Raw genomic sequence first — 18,846 nt, 5'->3', positions numbered from 1 at the left:
AAATCGACAAGGAGAATGTATGGACATGCCCGGTTGGCTGCAGGCGGGACTGTGGGGTTCACTGGCCGGCGGCGCGCTGCTGCTGGGCGCGTTTGCCGGGGTGCGCTTCCGGGTGCCGCCACGCCTGGTAGCCGCCATCATGGCCTTCGGCAGCGGTGTGCTGATTTCGGCGCTGTCGTTCGAGCTGATGGACGAGGCGATCGAGACCGGCGGCTTTGCCGCCACCGCCGCCGGCTTCCTGGTCGGCGCCCTGATCTATACCGGCGCCAACTGGGTGCTGGCGCACCGCGGTGCCCGCCACCGCAAGCGCTCCGGGAAGCACCAGTCACAGGAGCGCAAGGACGGCGGCGGCAGCGGCACGGCGATCGCCATCGGCGCCCTGCTCGACGGTATTCCCGAGTCGATCGTGATCGGGCTGTCGCTGCTCGGCGGCGGCGGCGTGAGCATGGCGATGGTGGTGGCGGTGTTCCTGTCGAACCTGCCGGAAGGCTTGTCCAGCGCGGCGGGCATGAAGGGGGCCGGCCACTCGCCGCGCGCCATCTATGGCATCTGGTGCGGCATCGCCCTCGCCTCCGGGCTGGCGGCCACGCTTGGCTTCACCGTGTTCCACCAGTTTCCGCCCGAGATGCTGGCGGCGACCACGGCGGTGGCGGCGGGCGGCGTGCTGGCGATGGTGGTCGATACCATGATCCCGGAAGCGTTCGCCGAAACGCACGACTTCGCCGGGCTGATCACGGTGGCGGGCTTCCTGGCGGCGTTCGCGCTCAGCAAGCTCGGTGGATGAAGGTTATTTGCGCGGGGCCGCGGCCGCTGCCGGCACTGCCGGCACTGGATTGGCGCGCAGATAGACCATCAGGTCGTCCAGCTGGCCCTGGCTGAAGAAGCCGAAGAAGCGCATCTTGTTGCCCGGGATGATCTTGTCGGTGTCGCGCAGGAAGGCGGCCAGGTTACGCTCGTTCCAGACCACGCGCGAATTCTTCATCGCGGCCGAATAGCTGTAGTTGGGCACGCTGCCGGCCTTGCGCCCCAGTACGCCGTTGAGCTGCGGCCCGAAGATATTGCGCGCATTGGGGCCGACTTCATGACAATTGAGGCAGCGCGCGAACACGCGCTTGCCGGCATCGACCCGGTCGGCCGCGTGGGCGCCGCCCTGCAGCACCGCCAGCAGGCCGAGAAAACAAGCGAGGCGCCGCATCCCTATTTCACCCGCTGCTTTTCCAGCTTGCGCGCCAGCGTGCGCCGGTGCATGCCCAGGCGGCGCGCCGCTTCCGAGATATTGAAGTCGGTCTCGGCCAGCACGGCGTGGATGCGTTCCCACTCCAGGGTCTTGATCGAGGTCGAGCGATTCGTCACCTCGATATCGGTGCTGCCGGCGATATGGCCGAAGGCGGCTTCGATGTCGTCGGCGTCGGACGGCTTGGCCAGGTACTGTACGGCGCCCAGCTTGATCGCCTCAACCGCGGTGGCGATGCTGGCAAAGCCGGTCAGCACCACGATCAGCATGTCCGGATCGTGCTCGTGCAGCAGGTTGACGCAGGCCAGGCCCGAGGTATTGCCCTTCAGTTTGAGGTCGACCACGGCGTAGCCCGGCGTATGGTCCTGCAGCAGCGCGGCCGCCTCGTCGTGGCCGGTGGCGGCGATCACGCGGTAGCCGCGCCGTTCGAACGAGCGGCTCAGCGTGCGCGCGAACGCTTCGTCGTCCTCGATGATGAGCAGCAGCGGTGCAGCGGACTCAAGCTTGTCCATCGTTCAGTTCCTCTTCCAGTTCGATCGCCGACATCGGCAGGGTGAGCGTGACTTCGGCGCCGCCGCGATCGGCCGGGTCGCCGCTCTCGCCCGGTCCGCGGTTGCGCGCCGTGACCGTGCCGCCGAGTTTGCGCACCACGTTCACCACCAGGAACAGGCCCAGGCCGCCGCCGGGGCGGCCCTTGCTCGACTGGTAGGGTTTGCCCAGCTGGGCCAGCATGGCGGGCGCGAAGCCGGGGCCGCGGTCGAACACCGTCACCACCAGGTTGCCGTCGGCGATGTACGCATCCAGGCTGACCCAGCCGGGCGAGGCTTCCAGCGCGTTGTCGAGCAGGTTGTCGATGGTCTGGCGCAGCGCCGAATCGGATGCCACCGGCAGGTCGTCGGCGATGCGGTTATTGTACGTGAAGGCGCGCACCGGACGGCTGGCCTGCCAGCCCTCGACCACGCCATCGAGAAAAGCGCGCACGGTGGTGCGTTCGGCCGATTCGCCGCGCGCCTCGCCGGCCGACAGCAGGATGCCGCTGACGATCGATTTGCAGCGCTTGAGCTGGGTCTGCATCTCGGTCAGCTCGCCCAGCAGTTCCGGGTTGTCGCGAAACGGCGCCATGCGCTTCCAGTCGCCCAGGATCACGGAGACGGTGGCCAGCGGCGTGCCCAGTTCGTGGGCCGCGCCCGAGGCCAAGAGGCCCATGCGCACGATGTGTTCTTCCTCGGCGGCGCGCTGGCGCAGCGCGGCCAGCTGGGTCGCCTTGTCGCGCACCGTATCCGAGATACGCGAGATGAACAGCACCAAGAGCGCTGCATTGAGTGCGAAGCACACCAGCAGGCCCTGCACGTACAGGCTGGCCATGCCGCGCGCGTGGTCGAACGGCAGCGCCAGCGGCTGGGCGTAGGCGGCCAGGCCGGCCATGCAGCAGATCGTGATCACGACGATCGACCAGGTCCACAGCACGTCCAGCAGCACCGCCGAGATGATCACCTGCAGCAGGTACAGGAAGGCGAACGGATTGGTGGTGCCGCCCGACAGGTACAGCAGCACGGTCAGGCTCGAGACGTCGACCAGCAGCGCCATGAACATCTCGCCGTTCGAGACCGGACGCCGTTCGTGCCAGCGCAGGTGGCTGGCGACGTTGAAGGCGATCAGGCAGGCCAGCACCTGCAGCATGTGCACTAGCGGCAGTTCGATGCCGAACAGGCTGATGGCGGCGGCGATGGTGGTGATCTGGCCGACCACGGCGATCCAGCGCAGCTCGATCAGCTGCAGCATGTTCTTGTGGCCGGCGGCGAATTCGACGTTCGCGGCGGCGGCGGACGGCGACAGGCGCGCCGCCCGGGCGAAAAAGTCCAGCGGTGATTGCATCAGAACCCGTTGTTGTTAGCTAGTCTTGCAGGCGGCTCGCGCCGTGACGGGCGATCCACCACCAGGCGGCTGCCACCATGAGGGCGAGAGCATACCAAGTCAGCGCGTAAACGAGGTGATTATTTGGGAAAGAAATGACGGTCAGGCCGCCGACCGGCCGGTCGGGCGCCGTTTGCGGGTCCTGCCCTTTCGCCGCATCGACGAAGAACGGCGCCACGTGCGCAGGTTCGAAGCCGCGCGCGGCGGCGATCGCCGTCACGTCGCGCGAATACCAGCGGTTGCCCTGCGGGTCGTTATCGCGCAGGAAGCCGCCCTTCGGCTCAGGAATGCGCAGCAGGCCGGCAAGCGTGACCGGGCTGGCACCGCCCGCGACGCAGGCGTCACGCGGCGCCTGCGCGCCCGGATAACGCTTGGCGATATCCCCGCTCGAGGGAATGAAACCGCGATTGACAAAGATGATGTGGCCCTCCGCCGTGCATAACGGCGTGAGCAGCCAGAAGCCTGCACCCAGTTCCGACAAAGCCTGGACTGGCGTGGTGTAGGCAAACAGGTAGCGGCCCGACAGGCGTACATGCCGGTATTCGTCGGACTCGCGGGAGACGTGCGGCCATTGCGCCATGTTTGGCGGCGCAACGGGCTGCGCGTGAACGCGTGCGTCGACGCGTTCGATGAGGTCCAGTTTCCATTGCAGGCGAACCACCTGCCAGGTCCCCAGACCGGCGAACAGCACCAGCAGCAGCAGGGCCAGCACCACCACCAGGCGCCGCGCAAAGGCGGAGCGTGGCGGGTGGGATTCCTGGTTGACCGGCCCTGCCGGCTGTGCGTGCATGTTCGCCATTCAGACCGTTCAGGTCATGTCGTGGGTGCTGTTCGGACCCATGCCCGGCATCATGTTCTCGTTCATGTGGTGCATGACCCAGATCGAGCCCGACATCACGATGACCAGAATGACGACCGTCAGCAGCAGCGCCATCATGTTCCAGCCGCCTTCCGCCTTCGAGCTCAAGTGCAGGAAGTAAATCATCTGCACGATGAGCTGAACGGCCGCGAAGCCGAGGATGACGTAGCGCGTGGTATCCGGCGCCAGCACGTTGCCCATCACCAGCCAGAACGGAATGATGGTCAGGATCGCCGCCAGCACGAAGCCGGTGATGTAGTCCTTGGTGCTGTAGTGCGTCACGTGGACGTCATGCCCGTGGGCGTCATGATCGTGGTGGTGGTCGCTCATGGCAGCACTCCCATCAGGTAGACAAAGGTGAAGACGAAGATCCAGATCAGGTCCAGGAAGTGCCAGAACAGCGACAGGCACGACAGGCGACGGAAGTTCTCCGGGGTCAGGCCGTGTTTGCCCAACTGAAAGAACAGGGTCACCAGCCACACGATACCGAAGGTGACGTGCAGGCCGTGGGTACCGACCAGCGCGAAGAACGCGGTCAGGAAGCCCGAACGCTGCGGACCGGCGCCGATATGGATCAGGTGGTGGAATTCATAGATTTCCACGCACAGGAACGCCAGGCCCAGGATACCGGTCACGACCAGCCACAGGCGGGTCTTGGCCAGGTTCTTGGCCTGGGCCGCGATCATCGCGAAGCCGAAGGTCAGCGACGACACCAGCAGGAACGTGGTGTTGAGCGCGATCAGCGGCAGCTCGAACAGCTCGGCGCCGGTAGGGCCGCCGGCGTACGAGCGGCCCTGCACCGCGTAGGTCGCGAACAGGGACGCGAAGATGAGGCAGTCGCTCATCAGGTAGAGCCAGAAGCCCAGCAGCGTCCCCTGCTCCGGGTGGTGGTCGCGGGAGATGTAACGCCCGCTCACGTCGTCGGCGATGCTGCCGCCGGTGATAGTTTGCTTAATGTCAGACATGGCTTTCCAGCATACGGGTACGCGCTTCTTCGGTCCGTGCCACTTCTTCGGCAGGGATGTAGTAATCGCGCTTGTAGTTGAAGGTATGGATGATGATCGCGGCCATCATGGCGACGAACGACACCACGGTGAACGCCCACATGTGCCAGATGATGCCGAAGCCGACCGCGCACGCCAGGGCGGACACGATGATGCCGGCGCCGGTGTTCTTCGGCATGTGGATCGCCACGAAGTCCTTCAGCGGACGACGGTAGCCGTTCTTCTTCATGTCGGCGTACGAATCGTTATCGAACACCACCGGGGTGAAGGCGAAGTTGTAATCCGGCGGTGGCGACGACGTCGACCATTCCAGGGTACGGCCTTCCCACGGATCGCCCGTGAAATCGCGCAGGCGAGCGGTGTTGCGGTCGCGGTAGCTGACATAGATCTGCATCAGCAGCGCACCGATACCACCGGCGATCATCAGGGTGCCCAGCAGCGAGATCTGGAACAGCCATTGCACCGACGGATCGTCGAAGTGGCTGACGCGGCGGGTGTAGCCCATGAAGCCCAGGATGTACGGCGGGGTGAACGCGACCCAGAAGCCGATCGACCACAGCCAGAACGAGACCAGACCCCAGAAGCGGTCCAGCTTGTAGCCGAAGGCTTTCGGGAACCAGTAGTTGATACCGGCGAAGATACCGAACACGACGCCGCCGATGATCACGTTGTGGAAGTGGGCGATCAGGAACAGCGAGTTGTGCAGCACGAAGTCGGCCGCCGGAATGGCCAGCATGACGCCGGTCATACCGCCGATCACGAAGGTCAGCATGAACGACACGGTCCACATCATCGGCAGTTCGAAGCGAATCTTGCCGCGGTACATGGTGAACAGCCAGTTGAAGATCTTGGCCCCGGTCGGGATCGAGATGATCATCGTGGTAATGCCGAAGAACGCATTGACGCTGGCGCCCGAACCCATGGTGAAGAAGTGGTGCAGCCACACCAGGTACGACAGGACCATGATGACGCAGGTCGCGTACACCATCGAGGTGTAGCCGAACAGGCGCTTGCCGCAGAAGGTCGAGACGACTTCGGAGAAGATACCGAACGCCGGCAGGATCAGGATGTACACCTCGGGGTGGCCCCAGATCCAGATCAGGTTCACGTACATCATCGGATTGCCGCCACGGTCGCTCGTGAAGAACGCGGTGTCGAACAGGCGGTCCATGCCCAGCATGGCCAGCACGGCGGTCAGGATCGGGAAGGTCACCACGATCAGGATGTTGGTGCACAGCGAAGTCCAGGTGAACACCGGCATCTTCATCAGGTCCATGCCCGGAGCGCGCATCTTGATGATGGTGACGATCAGGTTCACGCCCGACAGGGTGGTACCAACACCGGCCACCTGCAATGACCAGATGTAGTAGTCGACGCCGACGCCGGGACTGGCCAGGATGCCAGACAGCGGCGGATACGCCAGCCAGCCGGTACGGCCGAATTCACCCACGAACAGGGAAGCCATCACCAGCACGGCGCCCATGGTGGTCATCCAGAACGAGAAGTTGTTCAGGAACGGGAAGGCCACGTCGCGCGCGCCGATCTGCAGCGGCACCACGTAGTTCATCAGGCCGGTCACGAACGGCATCGCCACGAAGAAGATCATGATCACGCCGTGGGCAGTGAAGACCTGGTCGTAGTGGTGCGGCGGCAGGAAGCCGGCGTTGTCGCCGAAGGCGATCGCCTGCTGGGTACGCATCATCAGGGCGTCGGCGAAGCCGCGCAGGAACATGATCAGGCCCAGGATCATGTACATGATGCCGATTTTCTTGTGGTCGATACTGGTGATCCAGTCGCGCCACAGGGTGCCCCACAGGCGGAAGTAGGTGATCAGCCCGAACAGGGCCAGACCGCCGACGATCACGCCCGCGAAGGTAGCGATCAGGATCGGCTCATGGAAGGGAATCGCATCCCAGCCAAGCCGACCGAAGATAAACTTCGTCAAGTCGAAAGAGTCTTGCATGGTTACTTCTTCACAGTATTAAAAGGGGCGACACACATTTCGATCGCTTCGGCCAGCATCGATTTGCTGCCGTCCTTCGGCAGCTGGCGGATCGCCGCGGCCATCTGGTTGCGCTTGGTGTCTTCATGCATCTGCTGGTTCATGCACATGGTGCCTTCGGCCACGCAGCGGTTCACCACGCGGTTGAACAGCGCAGGCTCGACCTGGCCGTAGTGGCGCACCGGCTCCTTGGCGCTCGGCTTTTCCAGCACCAGGTAGTCGGCGCGGTCCAGCACGCCCGGGTTGTTCTTCATTTCGGACACCCAGGCGTCGAATTCGCCGGCGGTCACGCCCTTGTAGGCGAACTTCATGTGCGAGAAACCGTCGCCGCTGAAGTTGGCCGACAGGCCCTGGAAGTTACCGGTCTTGTTCAGCACGGCGTTCAGTTCCGTTTCCATGCCCGGCATCGCGTAGATCATGCCGGCCAGGGTCGGGATATAGAACGTGTTCATCACGGTCGAGGCAGTGATCTTGAAGCGCACCGGCACGTCGATCGGGGTCACCAGCTGGTTGACCGAGGCGATGCCCTGCTCCGGATAGATGAACAGCCATTTCCAGTCGAGTGCCACGACCTGCACTTCGAGCGGCTTGACCGATGCCGAGATCGGACGGTTGGCATCGATGCGGTCGAGCGGACGGTAAGGATCGAGCTTGTGGGTGCTGACCCAGGTGATCAGGCCCAGCACGATGATGATCAGGAGCGGTGCGCCCCAGATGATCAGTTCGAGCTTGGTCGAGTGGTCCCAATCGGGTTCGTACTTCGCATTCGCGCTCTGGCGGTAGCGCCAGGCGAACACGATGGTGAGGATCATCACCGGAATAATGATGATCAACATCAGCCAGACCGATATGGTAATCAGATCGGCCTGCTGCTTCGCGATATCGCCGGTGGGATTCATTACGACCGTGTTACAGCCGGACAGCACTGCAACGAGAAGTAATGGGAGTCCGCGGCGGACAATTTTAGGAATCATGCTAGGTATCTAACGTTACATGGAATGAGAACATGCTACTTTAACGTCTACGGTCGCCGAAGAACATTGGACAGTTTGTCCCACCCTTTGCCCTAGTGCAATTTTAGCAACGGTTTGAACAAAACCAGCGACCGTGGACATCACCTTGGAGAACACATATATGCAAAGCACGACAACATACGGCGGCGCAGGGGCCGCTCCAATCACAAGCCCGAACAGCGGGGCCCGCAACATCAACGCCCGCGACGCGCACGTTTCCCCAGGTGACATCGCCGTCGGTGTGGTGGTCGGCCGTTCGGCCGAATACTTCGAGTTCTTCGTGTATGCCATCGCTTCGGCCCTGGTCTTCCCGTCGATCTTCTTCCCCTGGGCCGACCGTCTCGACGCGACCCTGTATTCGTTTACGATATTCGCGTTGGCATTTGTGGCGCGCCCGCTTGGCACCGTCATCTTCATGGCGATCCAGAAGCGCTGGAGCCGCGACATGAAACTGCTGATCTCGCTCTTCATGATGGGCACCAGCACCGTGGCCATCGCCCTGATCCCGACCTACAGCGAAATCGGCGCCACCGCCATCGTCGTGCTGGCACTGCTGCGCATTGCGCAAGGCCTGGCACAGGGCGGCTCGTGGGACGGCCTGCCGTCGCTGCTGGCCCTGTCGGCTCCTGAAGGCAAACGCGGCTGGTACGCGATGCTCGGCCAGCTGAGCGCTCCGGTCGGCTTCCTGATCGCGTCCGGCGTATTCGCCTACCTGACCGCTAACCTGACCCAGGAAGAATTCCTCACCTGGGGCTGGCGCTTCCCGTTCTTCGTCGCCTTCGCCATCAACGTGGTCGGCCTGTTCGCGCGCATGCGCATCATCTCGACCACCGAGTATTCGAAGCTGCTGGACGACCACCACTTCGACCCGGCCCCGCTCGGCGAACTGGTGAGCAAGCAAGGCATCAACATCGTGATCGGCGCCATGGCCGCGCTGGCCAGCTACGCCCTGTTCCACCTGATTACCGTGTTCCCGCTGTCGTGGATCCAGCTGTACGATACCCGTCCGATCGAAGAATTCCTGCACATCCAGATGTGGGGCGCTGCGATCGCCATCGTCGCGATGCTGCTGTCGGGCGTCATCGCCGACAAGGTCGGCCGCCGCACCACGCTCGGCACCCTGGCCGCGCTGATCGCCCTGTTCTCGGCGTTCGTGCCGACCCTGCTCGACGGCGGTACCGCCGGCCAGAACACCTTCATCCTGATCGGCTTCGCCCTGCTCGGCCTGTCGTACGGCCAGGCCGCCGGCGCCACCACCTCGAATTTCCAGAAGCAGTTCCGCTACACCGGCGCGGCGCTGACCTCGGACCTGGCGTGGCTGGTGGGCGCGGCCTTCGCTCCGCTGGTCGCACTGGGCCTGTCGGCGCACTTCGGCCTGGGTTATGTCAGCCTCTACCTGCTGTCGGGTGCGGTCGCCTCGCTGGCGGCGCTGAGCCTGAACCGCAAGCTGGAGATCCGCGAGTAAGCTCGACGCTTTTCGCATGACCTGGAGATGGCCCTGCGGGCCATCTTTTTTTGCGCGCCAGCTATGGAGGCGGCAGCGCCCTCCCCGCCGCACGGCAGGCGCGGTGTCAAATCGCCGCAAGTGTGTATCACCTAACAAACACCGTTTTACAATTCTGCGAAGCTGACGTCAGGAGGCAAGCGCGGCCGGAACCATCACGGACACCGCCCGCGCGGCGCCAATCACCAACCTACATTGACGGAGAAGACCATGACCACAGCGGCAAACGACCACCTGAACGACTGGCTGCGCGACGCGCACGCGATGGAAAAGCAGGCTGAAACCATGCTCAAGGCCCAGGCCGAGCGCCTGGAGCACTATCCGGAACTGCGCGCACGCATCGTGCAGCACATCGAAGAAACCCGCGGCCAGCAGACCATCCTGGACGGCATCCTGACCCGCCGCGGCATCGAGAACTCGGTGCTGAAAGACCTGGGCGGCAAGCTGGCCGCCTTCGGCCAGGGCGTGGGCGGCATGATGACCAGCGACGAAGTGGTGAAAGGCGCGATGGCCGGCTACGTGTTCGAGAACCTCGAAATCGCCAGCTACACCTCGCTGATCGGCGCCGCCAATGCGGTGGGCGACACCGCCACCGCCTCGGCGTGCGAACAGATCCTGGTCCAGGAAAAAGCGATGGCCGCCTGGCTGCTGGAACACCTGCCGCAAATCACCGCCGCCTTCCTGGCGCGTTCGGCCACCCCGGGCGCCGAAGCCAAGGTCTGAGCCTGACGGCATTCACGATGGCCCTGCGGGGCCATTTTTTAGGCGCTGTCAACGTTAGATATGGATGAGGATTGAACTGCTGAGCTGATCAACGGTCCAACACCTATCGTCGTCGATAGGAGAAGATCGTGAAGGCGCCACGGTTTGCGAAGTTTTTCGCGCAGCTCCCACTGCTTAATCAGCCGCAGCGGCTGCAAGTGCTCGACGCCCTGCATCCGGCGGCCGGACTCGATCGGATCATCGCCCTCATCGGAGAAATCCGCTCTGCCGGGCGCTGCTGTTCCCACTGCAGCAGCGAACACTGGCACCGGCATGGGCGCGCCAACGATCTGCAGCGTTTCCGGTGCCGCGCCTGCGGCCGCACTTTCAATGACCTGACCGGCACGCCGCTGGCGCGGCTCAGGCTGAAAGGCAAATGGCTCGATTACCTGAGCGTCTTGCTGGACTCGCTGACGGTACGCGCCGCCGCCAGGCGGGTCGGCGTCCATCGCAACACCGCGTTTCGCTGGCGCCATCGTTTTCTCGACCGCGTCAAGGACGACCGGCCGGCGCAGCTGACTGGAATCGTCGAGGCTGACGAGACATTTCTTCTCGAATCGCAGAAGGGCGCACGCAAGCTCGACCGCACGCCGCGCAGGCGTGGCGGCAAGGCCGCGTTGCGCGGCATTTCGCACCACCTCGATTGCATCCTGGTGGCGCGTGACCGCAACGGGAACACCATCGGCGCCGTCACCGGCCGCGGCGCCCTGAAGGCATCCCAACTGGTGCGGCCCCTGCTGCCGAAGCTCGACCGACAAGCGTTGCTGGTCACGGACGCCAATGCCGCCTACCGGCGCTTCGCTCGCGAGCACGGGATCGCGCACCAGGCAGTCAATCTGCAAGCCGGGGCGCGGGTGCGCGCGAGCACCCAGGGCGCCATCCACGTGCAAAACGTCAATGCCTACCATCGACGTTTCAAGGAATGGCTGGCGCGCTTTCATGGCGTGGCGTCACGCCGCCTGCCCAACTACCTGGGCTGGCATTGGGCCCTCGATGGCGGCCGAATCGATTCTATCGAGCAATTGCTGCGCATCGCGTTCTGATTCATCCATATCTAGCGATGAGAGCGCCATTTTTTATGCGCGCATGGTTTTCGCTCTTCTCAAGCGATAGCAAATCGGCTACTATCTTTCCCTTTTGCAACTCGGGCCGACACCGATCTCCATCCGCCGTGCGTGCCGCTTCCCACCTTCTTCCTGCTGCCGACCGCCCTATGAAAGCCTTTGTCGCCGTGGTGTCCTTCGAACCGGATTTTTTGGACCGCGCGACCGCGCTGCTGGAAGCCGACGGCCATATCGTGGTGCCCTACGCACGCTCGGAACTGGCCCTGCAGGCCTTCGAGAGCATCAATTTCGATATCCTGATCTGCACCCTGGTGCTGGGCACGTCCAACGGCTTTGCCCTGGCCGAAGCGGCGCAGGCCAGGATTCCGCGCCTCCAGGTGCTGCTGGCCAGCCGGGTGCGGCGCCAGGCTGTGGCCAATGCCGCCGCGTCGGCGCGCTTCGTCGACTATGAACTGACGCTCGACGCGTTTCACCAGGGCCCCCAGCCGGCCGCCGCGAGCAACCAGAAGGCGCGCAAGACACTGGACGACATCCAGCAGTATCTGCAGGTGCGGCTCAATGGCTGAGCGGATGAGGGAATGAGCGGCTGAACGGCTGACAAGCAAAAAAAAGCCACGCACCCTGCGTGGCTTTTTCTTTGGCGGCGTGCCGTGTCAGGACAACGCCGTATCCAGTACCGTCATCAAGATGAACCCCGCCACCAGCGCGATACTGGCCTGGGTGCCGTTGCCGGCCTGCTGCGATTCGGGAATCACGTCGTGCACGATCACCAGCAGCATGGCGCCGGCGGCTGCAGCCAGGGCAAACGGCAGCAGCCCGGCCGAGATGCCGATCAGCGCCACGCCGAAGACCGCCGCGATCGGCTCGATCAGGCCCGAGACGATGCCCATGCCGACCGAGGTCAGGCGGCTATAGCCGACCGTGTGCAGGGCCAGCGCCACCACCAAGCCTTCCGGCACGTCCTGGATCGAGACGCCGGTGGCGAGCGAGGTCGCCTTTTCGACGTCGATGCCGGCGTAAGCAACGCCGATCGCCAGCCCTTCCGGCAGGTTGTGCAGGGCCACGGCCCAGACGAAAATCCAGGCCCGGCGCAGCGAGATATTCTCCGCTTCGGAAGTCAGGATGCCTTCGGTGCGCACCACGCGGCCCAGCAGCAGGATGGCGCCGGCGCCGGCCATGATGCCGGCTCCCGCCATCAGGCTGGCTTCCCAGCTGCCGGCGCCACTGGCCTTGGCCGCGGCCAGGGCCGGGATCACCAGCGAGAACGCAGTGGCGCCCAGCATGACGCCGGCGCCGAAGCCGAGAAAGCAATCGTAGGTGCGTTTGGTGAAATTCTGTGCGAACAATACCGGTAAGGTGCCGAGCGCGGTGGCCGCCGCCGCCGTGCCGCCGCCCATCAGGGCCGCCATCATCTTGGGATTGGCGTTCATCAGTTGCTCGACCATGCTGCCGAGCAGGACCAGGAATCCGACGGCACAGATGCCGAAACCGATGGCGCGGCGCGGCGTCAGCCAGCTCGGGGCGAAGCGTGACACGGCGGGGCTATCTTCAGCTTTTTCTGTACGAAAATTCATGCAAATCCCTGTGCGAACGCCGCGCCGGCGCGTCGGTCGACGGCGCCCTGGCGCGGCAAGCGTGGCCAAGGCCGAAACCTCAACCACGCGGAAGAACCACTATCGGTTCAGCGGAGCCTTATTTGAATGGCTTGCCGCTGCCCATCGGGTTGCCCAGGCCGGTGTCGTCGAGCGGACCGCCCTTGGAACCGACATTGGCGCTGCCCATCGCATTGCCGCTGGAAGCACCCATCGTACCACCAGTTGCCGATTGCATCATGCCCAATTCAGCGCCGGTGCGCGGGCTCGAGGCCGGGTCGGACATGGTGCGCATCGCCATCTGTTTCAGCACGTCGATGTCGCCGTCCGGCAGCGCCACTTCGGCTTCGCCGGAGCCGCCGTCGACCGCCATCTGCTTCTCGCGGTCGCTGACGAAGTCCCAGTCGCCGCCCTGGTTCCATGGGCCGCGCATCTCGCCCGGGCCCTGCGACATGTTGTAGTAGACGCTGGCGAAGCGCGGGTCCACCGGCATTTTGCCCGGAGGGAAATTCGGTTCCATCGAATACAGCGCTTTCTCGAACGATTTCTGGTGCGCCACTTCGCGCGTCATCAGGAAGCCCAGCGCCTCTTTCACGCCCGGGTCGTCGGTCAGCGCGATCAGGCGCTCATAGACGATCTTGGCGCGCGCCTCGGCGGCGATGTTCGAGCGCAGGTCGGCGGTCGGCTCGGTGATCGAGTCGATATAGGCCGCGGTCCATGGCACGCCGGCCGAGTTGACCAGCGGGGTGCCGGCGCCGTACAGCACTTGCGTGATGTGGCTGTCGTTGCCCGGGCCGGTGATCGACTTGTACATCTCGGCTTCGGTATCGACGGCTTCGGCCAGGCGGCCCTTGGCGCCCTTGTTCAGCATGGCGATGATGTGGCCGATGACTTCCAGGTGGCTCAGCTCTTCGGTCGCGATGTCGAACAGCATGTCCTTGCGGCCTGGATCGTCTTCCGATACGGCCTGGGTGAAGTAGCGCATGGCGGCGGCAAGCTCGCCTTGCGGCCCGCCGAACTGTTCCAGCATCAGATTGGCCAGGGCCGGATTGGGCCCGGCGACACGGACTGTGTATTGCAACCGCTTGTTGTGTGCAAACATGACAGGGTTCTCCGATTGAGTTGGTGATCCAGGCGCCATGCGTCGAGCATGCACGGCCTGCGAGGGAGCTACCGCCGGGAACGGCAGCTCGATGTGTTCATGTTCGCAGGTCGGGCACAGACGAGTTATCAGGACGTACGCCGTGCGCTTGTAGGACTAAAGTGACAATCTGTTATGCCAAGTTAACAATTCAAATCTGCAATAACCCTTTTATCGGGAGTGCCATCCTGGACGGGCGTGGCGCGACGACAGCGGCTGACAGCCGACCGGCGCGCGCTCCTACAGTAAAGCCGAGCCGGCGCGCACTACCATGTTGGTCAAACAACCACGAACGGGGGTATTGCCATGTTTAACCTGAAACAACTGAGCCCAACCATTACCGACATGATCCGTTTCGATCACTCGCACGTGATGGTCACCTTCCACCAGTATTCGAAGGATAAGAGCCCGCGCGTCAAGAAAGCGCTGGCCGATACCATCTGCGACGCGCTGGAAATCCACGCCACGCTGGAAGAAGAGATCTTCTATCCGGTGATGCGCCAGCGCGACGCCAAGGAACCGTTCATCCACGAAGCCGAGCCGGAACACGACGAGATGCGCCGCATCATCGCCGAGCTGCGCCGCACCAGCGGCGCCGACCCGCGCCACGACGACCTGGTGATGGAGCTGATGCGCGACGTGATCCACCATGTGGCCGATGAAGAAACCAAGCTGCTGCCGGACGCCGAAGCGATCCTGGGCAAGCAGCGCCTGTCCGAACTGGGCGCCGACATGAACGTGCGCCGCATGCAGCTGCTGGGACCGAAGGCCGGCAAGGTGGCCAAGGAACACGTGGTCGGTTTCTCGGGCAGCACCGCCGCGATGGTGGTGGGCGCGGCCGGCGCGCTGCTGGCGGCCTTCGCGCTGGTGCCGAAGAAGGACACCTGGAAGTCGAAGCCGGCTTCCGTGTAAGCGATTCGAAAAGCAGTACACCTGCAGCCGGTCTTCCCGGCTGCACGGCGGGCGGACCAGCCTAGCGCTGGTCCGCGAAAAACACCGGCTGGATATCCAGCGTCGATTTCACTCCCACATTCCTGCCCTGCTCCTTGAGCCAGCCGTCGGCCGCCGCATAGCCCTGGTCATGCAGCATCTGCAGGAACGCCATCTCCGCATTGAACTTGGCCGAAATCCCGTGGTCCGCCAGCTGTTCGCTGCCGCTGATCAGGTGCAGCCGCATCGTGTTCGGCATCATTCCCGCCCCGCGAATTTCCTCGGGCACCCCGTTCAGGTATTGCAGCGCGCTGACTTCGCGCACGAAGCTGATGTTGAAGGCGATCTCGTTGGCGCGGTTGGCGATGTCGGCCATCGTGCGCGGCATGTCGCTGCGCGCGATCGGGTTGTTCTGCACGATGATCAGGTCGCCCGCCGCCGAATGCGCGAGCAGCGGCGCCAATGGCGGGTTGGCCACGTAGCTGCCGTCCCAGTACATCTCGCCCTCGACCTCGACCGCTGCGAACACGGTGGGCAGGCAGGCTGACGCGACCAGGCGCTGCACGTCCATCTCTTCGCGCCGGAACAGCTTGCCGTTGCCGGTGCGGACATTGGTGGCGGCGATGAACAGCTGCAGCTCATGGCAATCGCGCACCCGCTCGAAGTCGATGGTGGCAGAGAGGAAGTGGCGCAGCGGATTGAGCGTCACCGGCCCCTCGCGCACCGGCCCGGCCATCGCCCCGGCCAGTTCCAGCAGGTGGTAGACCGGCGAAAACTCCATGGTGAAGGTCGGCGCCATGCGGTCCAGCGGCGTGCGCTGCAACGGACTGAGGGTGGCGGTGGCGCCGAGCGCGCGCCAGAATGTGTCGAGCGCCTTGCGCGCACCCTCGCGCCCTCCACCGCGAGCATAGCCGTCCGCCACCACCACGGCATTGATCGCGCCGGCGCTCGAACCGCTGAGCCCGTCCAGGACAAAATCGTTGCACTGCAGCAGACGGTCCAGCACGCCCCAGCCGAAGGCCCCGTAAGTCCCTCCGCCCTGGAGCGCGATGCTGATGGTCTTGAAATCGGTCACGATGAGCTCCTCTCGGTATGAAGCGTCAGCCTACCGGAAGCGGCGCAGTCATGTCGCAGCGCACAATAAGCGCAGCTCAGGCGCTCCAGGCCGCCAGCAGGGACACCAGCCAGGGCGCCACCCAAGGCACCAGCAGCGCCGTCAGCGCACCGTTGAGCCCCATCGCCAGTCCGGCGAAGGCGCCCATTTCAGGACTGAGCTGGAAGGCGCGCGCGGTGCCGACGCCGTGCGCGGCCAGGCCGAGCGCGAAGCCGCGCGCGGCATCGGCGCGGATGCGCAGCAGTTCGAACACATATTTCGAGACAATCGCGCCGAAGATGCCGGTGCCGATCACCAGCGCCGCCGTCAGCGCCGGAATGCCACCCATGCGCTCGGACACCGCCATCGCGATCGGCGAGGTGGCCGACTTCGGGCCCAGGGTGTAAGCCAGTTCGGGTGTCGCGCCCAGCAGTACCGCCACCGCGACCGCCGACACGATCGCGGTCACGCAGCCGGCGGTGAGCGCCAGGCTCAGCGGAAGCCAGCTGCGGCGCAGGCGCGGCAGCTGGCGCACCAGCGGCACCGCCAGCGCCACCGTGGCCGGCCCCAGCAGGAAGTGGACGAACTGGGCGCCGGCGAAGTAGCGCTCGTACGACATGCCCGACAGCCACAGCACGGTGGCGATCAGCACGATCGAGATCGCCACCGGGTTGGCCAGCGGCGAACCCTTCCAGCGCACGAAGATCGCCTGCGCCACCAGGTAGGCGCACAGCGTCATGGTCAGGCCCAGCAGCGGCGAGGCCGACAGGTAGACCCAGAACGGGCCGAATTCGGACAGATCAAGCATCGCCATCCTTCGCCTCGACCGCGTTCGCATCCGTCTCGCTGCCGCCGATACCGCGCAGCAGCAGCCCGGTCACGGCCAGCGCCAGGATGGTGCTGACCAGCACCGAGGCGGCGATCGCGATCCAGTGGCCGCTGCCGCTGGCCGCGGCCGCGACGATGCCGACCCCGGCCGGCACGAACAGCAGCGACAGGTGCGACAGCAAGGTATTGGCCGCCGATTCGACCAGCGCCTGCAGCCTGGGGCTCGCCACCAGCGCCGCACCGAGCAGCAGCATGCCGGCGACCGGACCGGGAATCGGCAGGTGCAGCACGAATACCACGGCCTCGCCCAGGCATTGGAACAACAACAGAACCGCGAACGCAGCCAGCATGAATTTCCCCTTCACGACCTGCGGCGCCTGGACGGCTGACAGGATGCCGTCCGCATGGGTCGCCGCAAAAAGCTGCAAGCATAGCAAAACGCTACAGCTGGTGTGGCGACGCGCAGCCGGCTGCGGCACCGGCGCGTGGTTGCCACTGCGGCAAACGGCGGCGTACACTGGATGAGCGAAGCGGCGCCGCGCATTGCCGTGGCTGCTTGACCAGTTTACGAGGAGCACGATGACAATACGGATGCTGATGGGACTGGTCACGATACTGGCAGCGATACCCGCGGCCGCGCAGGTTCGCCCGATGCTCGGCGACCGCTGGGAGTACCGTGAAACCTACCAGGACCTGGTCAAGCCGCATGCCAGACCCAACGCCAGCATCGAGTCGAAGCTGGCCAGTTATCGCAACACGCTCGGGAAAATCGTCTTCAAGGGCGGTCTCGGGCTCGGTTTCGGGCTCGGCCTGCTGAGCGACACCTGCCTGTACGATATCGCCGCCAGTATCGAGTTTCCCGGCAAGATCGATTGCGACGATCCGCTCCCGGTCGGCAAGACATGGACAGGCAAGCTGTATGACGAGCAAAGAGGCACCGGGCAATCGCATGTGGTCCTCCGAAAACAGGACGTGCAAGTCGGATCAGCCCTCCATCACGCGACGGTCATCCGCACCGAACGCACGATGGCGTCGGTGCCGGGCGAAGCGCCGAGCGGCGCCGCCGCGCGCGTGCACTCCACGTACTGGTATGCGCCCTCGCTCAAGGGAATGGCCAGGATCGAACGGGTGTCGGTCGACGCCGAAGGCAAGCCCTTGTTCAGCGAAACGTCCGAATTGCTGCATTTTTATCCCGCTTCGACGCCGGAGCCCGAACCGCGTGCGACAGCAGAAGAGGAGCCGGAGCGCGCTGCGCCACCATATACGGGACCGTTGGCGGACAGCCACCGACGTCTGCTCACCTCGCTCGCGATCCTGGTCAAACAGCCCCGGCCGCTGTCCAGGCAGCGATTGCGACAACTGTTTGGGGGCACCTACCAACCGCAAGCGTGCCCCGTTTCCTATTCATGGTGCACATACGTCAATCAATCCGGTGACAACGCACGGGCTCACCTGAGCCAGTTCCAGGTCGCCAACCCACGCTCGCACGCGCGCCACGATACCGGTAGCGTGACGTTCACGGTCCCATCGCGCCCGTGCCTGAAAAAGGAGGCGCTCGACCACACGGTCGGGCGCATCGCGAAGCAATCGCCGGTGCCGCCCGCTTTCGATTTCTTCGGCTCTGAACCGGTCAGAATTCCGTTACTCATGGAGTACCGGCCCATTGCCATCGGCGAGCGGGTTCTTTACGGTCAGCTCTGGTTACAGGACGACTGCATCACGTTCATTTCCCTCGACTTCCGTTAGCCGGCGACGACGCGGGTCAGGCTTCGGCAGCAGTGGACGCTACCGCCGCACCCGGAATCGCCCCGCGCTTGAGCTGGTCACGCTCGATCGACTGGAACAGCGCCTTGAAGTTGCCTTCGCCGAAGCCTTCGTTGCCCTTGCGCTGGATGATCTCGAAGAA

Annotated in this window: 20 protein-coding genes and 1 pseudogene; 7 read left to right on the top strand and 14 right to left on the bottom strand. The window is 64.4% G+C overall.

Going from position 1 to position 18,846, the window contains the following annotated elements; all coding sequences use genetic code 11:
* The first annotated feature begins 19 nt into the window (after positions 1–19).
* Positions 20–784: a ZIP family zinc transporter gene (locus RTQ83_RS20570; protein WP_312518718.1), complete on the top strand. Its 765-nt coding sequence runs from the start codon at positions 20–22 to the stop codon at positions 782–784.
* A 3-nt stretch (positions 785–787) separates the two neighbouring features.
* Here RTQ83_RS20570 and RTQ83_RS20565 read toward each other — a convergent pair whose 3' ends face one another.
* The 8 genes from RTQ83_RS20565 to cyoA are packed head-to-tail and all read right to left on the bottom strand — an operon-like array spanning position 788 to position 7,987.
* A complete protein-coding gene (locus RTQ83_RS20565) occupies positions 788–1,195 on the bottom strand; it encodes a c-type cytochrome (RefSeq protein WP_312518715.1) in 408 nt (135 codons plus the stop codon).
* Between the two features lie 2 nt (positions 1,196–1,197).
* Positions 1,198–1,746, bottom strand: a complete 549-nt coding sequence (locus RTQ83_RS20560) for a response regulator transcription factor (RefSeq protein ID WP_312518711.1) — start codon at positions 1,744–1,746, stop codon at positions 1,198–1,200.
* Complete coding sequence (locus RTQ83_RS20555) at positions 1,733–3,109, bottom strand: ATP-binding protein (protein ID WP_312518709.1); 1,377 nt, start codon at positions 3,107–3,109, stop codon at positions 1,733–1,735. Before RTQ83_RS20555 ends, RTQ83_RS20560 begins: the two co-directional genes overlap by 14 nt.
* A 19-nt stretch (positions 3,110–3,128) precedes the next feature.
* Positions 3,129–3,947 (bottom strand): SURF1 family protein, encoded by an 819-nt coding sequence (locus RTQ83_RS20550; RefSeq protein ID WP_312518707.1) that lies wholly within the window; start codon positions 3,945–3,947, stop codon positions 3,129–3,131.
* 9 nt (positions 3,948–3,956) lie between these two features.
* Positions 3,957–4,337: a cytochrome o ubiquinol oxidase subunit IV gene (gene cyoD, locus RTQ83_RS20545; protein ID WP_312518704.1), complete on the bottom strand. Its 381-nt coding sequence runs from the start codon at positions 4,335–4,337 to the stop codon at positions 3,957–3,959.
* Positions 4,334–4,972 carry a cytochrome o ubiquinol oxidase subunit III gene (cyoC, locus tag RTQ83_RS20540; RefSeq protein WP_312518701.1) on the bottom strand — a complete coding sequence of 213 codons (639 nt, stop codon included), beginning with the start codon at positions 4,970–4,972 and terminating at the stop codon, positions 4,334–4,336. The genes cyoD and cyoC overlap by 4 nt, the downstream gene beginning before the upstream one ends.
* Complete coding sequence (cyoB, locus tag RTQ83_RS20535) at positions 4,965–6,974, bottom strand: cytochrome o ubiquinol oxidase subunit I (protein WP_312518698.1); 2,010 nt, start codon at positions 6,972–6,974, stop codon at positions 4,965–4,967. Before cyoB ends, cyoC begins: the two co-directional genes overlap by 8 nt.
* 2 nt (positions 6,975–6,976) lie before the next feature.
* Positions 6,977–7,987 carry a ubiquinol oxidase subunit II gene (gene cyoA, locus RTQ83_RS20530; protein WP_312518695.1) on the bottom strand — a complete coding sequence of 337 codons (1,011 nt, stop codon included), beginning with the start codon at positions 7,985–7,987 and terminating at the stop codon, positions 6,977–6,979.
* 160 nt (positions 7,988–8,147) lie between these two features.
* Here cyoA and RTQ83_RS20525 point away from each other — a divergent pair, with 160 nt between their 5' ends.
* From RTQ83_RS20525 to RTQ83_RS20510, 4 genes are all read left to right on the top strand, one after another.
* Positions 8,148–9,491, top strand: coding sequence for an MFS transporter (locus RTQ83_RS20525; RefSeq protein WP_312518693.1), 1,344 nt, complete (start codon positions 8,148–8,150; stop codon positions 9,489–9,491).
* Between the two features lie 249 nt (positions 9,492–9,740).
* Complete coding sequence (locus tag RTQ83_RS20520; RefSeq protein ID WP_312518690.1) at positions 9,741–10,253, top strand: ferritin-like domain-containing protein; 513 nt, start codon at positions 9,741–9,743, stop codon at positions 10,251–10,253.
* Positions 10,254–10,381: 128 nt separating this feature from the next.
* On the top strand, positions 10,382–11,335 hold the full coding sequence (locus tag RTQ83_RS20515; RefSeq protein ID WP_409456137.1) for an IS1595 family transposase: 954 nt from the start codon (positions 10,382–10,384) through the stop codon (positions 11,333–11,335).
* Positions 11,336–11,505: 170 nt separating this feature from the next.
* Positions 11,506–11,922, top strand: a complete 417-nt coding sequence (locus RTQ83_RS20510) for a hypothetical protein (RefSeq protein ID WP_312518688.1) — start codon at positions 11,506–11,508, stop codon at positions 11,920–11,922.
* 87 nt (positions 11,923–12,009) lie between these two features.
* Here the strand turns inward: RTQ83_RS20510 and RTQ83_RS20505 are convergent, their stop codons facing one another.
* Positions 12,010–12,930: a ZIP family metal transporter gene (locus RTQ83_RS20505; protein ID WP_312518685.1), complete on the bottom strand. Its 921-nt coding sequence runs from the start codon at positions 12,928–12,930 to the stop codon at positions 12,010–12,012.
* A gap of 118 nt (positions 12,931–13,048) precedes the next feature.
* Positions 13,049–14,050 (bottom strand): manganese catalase family protein, encoded by a 1,002-nt coding sequence (locus RTQ83_RS20500; protein ID WP_312518683.1) that lies wholly within the window; start codon positions 14,048–14,050, stop codon positions 13,049–13,051.
* Between the two features lie 345 nt (positions 14,051–14,395).
* On the opposite strand from RTQ83_RS20500, the gene RTQ83_RS20495 reads away from it, so the two are divergent.
* On the top strand, positions 14,396–15,001 hold the full coding sequence (locus RTQ83_RS20495; RefSeq protein WP_312518679.1) for a hemerythrin domain-containing protein: 606 nt from the start codon (positions 14,396–14,398) through the stop codon (positions 14,999–15,001).
* A 61-nt stretch (positions 15,002–15,062) separates the two neighbouring features.
* Here the strand turns inward: RTQ83_RS20495 and RTQ83_RS20490 are convergent, their stop codons facing one another.
* The 3 genes from RTQ83_RS20490 to RTQ83_RS20480 all read right to left on the bottom strand — a co-directional run bounded on the left by RTQ83_RS20490 (position 15,063) and on the right by RTQ83_RS20480 (position 17,290).
* Positions 15,063–16,094, bottom strand: coding sequence for a patatin-like phospholipase family protein (locus tag RTQ83_RS20490; protein ID WP_312518677.1), 1,032 nt, complete (start codon positions 16,092–16,094; stop codon positions 15,063–15,065).
* A gap of 76 nt (positions 16,095–16,170) precedes the next feature.
* On the bottom strand, positions 16,171–16,920 hold the full coding sequence (locus RTQ83_RS20485; protein WP_312518781.1) for an LrgB family protein: 750 nt from the start codon (positions 16,918–16,920) through the stop codon (positions 16,171–16,173).
* Positions 16,913–17,290: a CidA/LrgA family protein gene (locus RTQ83_RS20480; protein WP_312518674.1), complete on the bottom strand. Its 378-nt coding sequence runs from the start codon at positions 17,288–17,290 to the stop codon at positions 16,913–16,915. Before RTQ83_RS20480 ends, RTQ83_RS20485 begins: the two co-directional genes overlap by 8 nt.
* Before the next feature lie 241 nt (positions 17,291–17,531).
* Between RTQ83_RS20480 and RTQ83_RS20475 the strand changes: the two genes are divergently transcribed.
* The gene (locus tag RTQ83_RS20475; protein WP_312518671.1) at positions 17,532–18,686 is read left to right on the top strand and encodes a hypothetical protein; all 1,155 of its coding nucleotides are present in this window, start codon (positions 17,532–17,534) and stop codon (positions 18,684–18,686) included.
* Between the two features lie 16 nt (positions 18,687–18,702).
* Here the strand turns inward: RTQ83_RS20475 and RTQ83_RS20470 are convergent.
* Positions 18,703–18,846, bottom strand: a pseudogene (locus RTQ83_RS20470) (4-hydroxyphenylpyruvate dioxygenase); the annotation flags it as partial.

This window comes from Massilia sp. (assembly GCF_031995545.1).
Classification (GTDB): domain Bacteria; phylum Pseudomonadota; class Gammaproteobacteria; order Burkholderiales; family Burkholderiaceae_D; genus Telluria.
This window is presented reverse-complemented; position numbering and strand designations above follow the sequence as displayed.

Bases quoted from the DNA above. Each gene is read 5' to 3' on its own strand.
- RTQ83_RS20505 (WP_312518685.1), bottom strand. From the start codon at position 12,930: ATGAATTTTCGTACAGAAAAAGCTGAAGATAGCCCCGCCGTGTCACGC.
- cyoC (WP_312518701.1), bottom strand. From the start codon at position 4,972: ATGTCTGACATTAAGCAAACTATCACCGGCGGCAGCATCGCCGACGAC.
- RTQ83_RS20570 (WP_312518718.1), top strand. From the start codon at position 20: ATGGACATGCCCGGTTGGCTGCAGGCGGGACTGTGGGGTTCACTGGCC.
- RTQ83_RS20510 (WP_312518688.1), top strand. From the start codon at position 11,506: ATGAAAGCCTTTGTCGCCGTGGTGTCCTTCGAACCGGATTTTTTGGAC.
- cyoD (WP_312518704.1), bottom strand. From the start codon at position 4,337: ATGAGCGACCACCACCACGATCATGACGCCCACGGGCATGACGTCCAC.
- RTQ83_RS20560 (WP_312518711.1), bottom strand. From the start codon at position 1,746: ATGGACAAGCTTGAGTCCGCTGCACCGCTGCTGCTCATCATCGAGGAC.
- RTQ83_RS20550 (WP_312518707.1), bottom strand. From the start codon at position 3,947: ATGGCGAACATGCACGCACAGCCGGCAGGGCCGGTCAACCAGGAATCC.
- RTQ83_RS20480 (WP_312518674.1), bottom strand. From the start codon at position 17,290: ATGCTGGCTGCGTTCGCGGTTCTGTTGTTGTTCCAATGCCTGGGCGAG.
- RTQ83_RS20475 (WP_312518671.1), top strand. From the start codon at position 17,532: ATGCTGATGGGACTGGTCACGATACTGGCAGCGATACCCGCGGCCGCG.
- RTQ83_RS20500 (WP_312518683.1), bottom strand. From the start codon at position 14,050: ATGTTTGCACACAACAAGCGGTTGCAATACACAGTCCGTGTCGCCGGG.
- RTQ83_RS20565 (WP_312518715.1), bottom strand. From the start codon at position 1,195: ATGCGGCGCCTCGCTTGTTTTCTCGGCCTGCTGGCGGTGCTGCAGGGC.
- RTQ83_RS20495 (WP_312518679.1), top strand. From the start codon at position 14,396: ATGTTTAACCTGAAACAACTGAGCCCAACCATTACCGACATGATCCGT.
- cyoA (WP_312518695.1), bottom strand. From the start codon at position 7,987: ATGATTCCTAAAATTGTCCGCCGCGGACTCCCATTACTTCTCGTTGCA.
- RTQ83_RS20520 (WP_312518690.1), top strand. From the start codon at position 9,741: ATGACCACAGCGGCAAACGACCACCTGAACGACTGGCTGCGCGACGCG.
- RTQ83_RS20555 (WP_312518709.1), bottom strand. From the start codon at position 3,109: ATGCAATCACCGCTGGACTTTTTCGCCCGGGCGGCGCGCCTGTCGCCG.
- RTQ83_RS20485 (WP_312518781.1), bottom strand. From the start codon at position 16,920: ATGCTTGATCTGTCCGAATTCGGCCCGTTCTGGGTCTACCTGTCGGCC.
- RTQ83_RS20525 (WP_312518693.1), top strand. From the start codon at position 8,148: ATGCAAAGCACGACAACATACGGCGGCGCAGGGGCCGCTCCAATCACA.
- cyoB (WP_312518698.1), bottom strand. From the start codon at position 6,974: ATGCAAGACTCTTTCGACTTGACGAAGTTTATCTTCGGTCGGCTTGGC.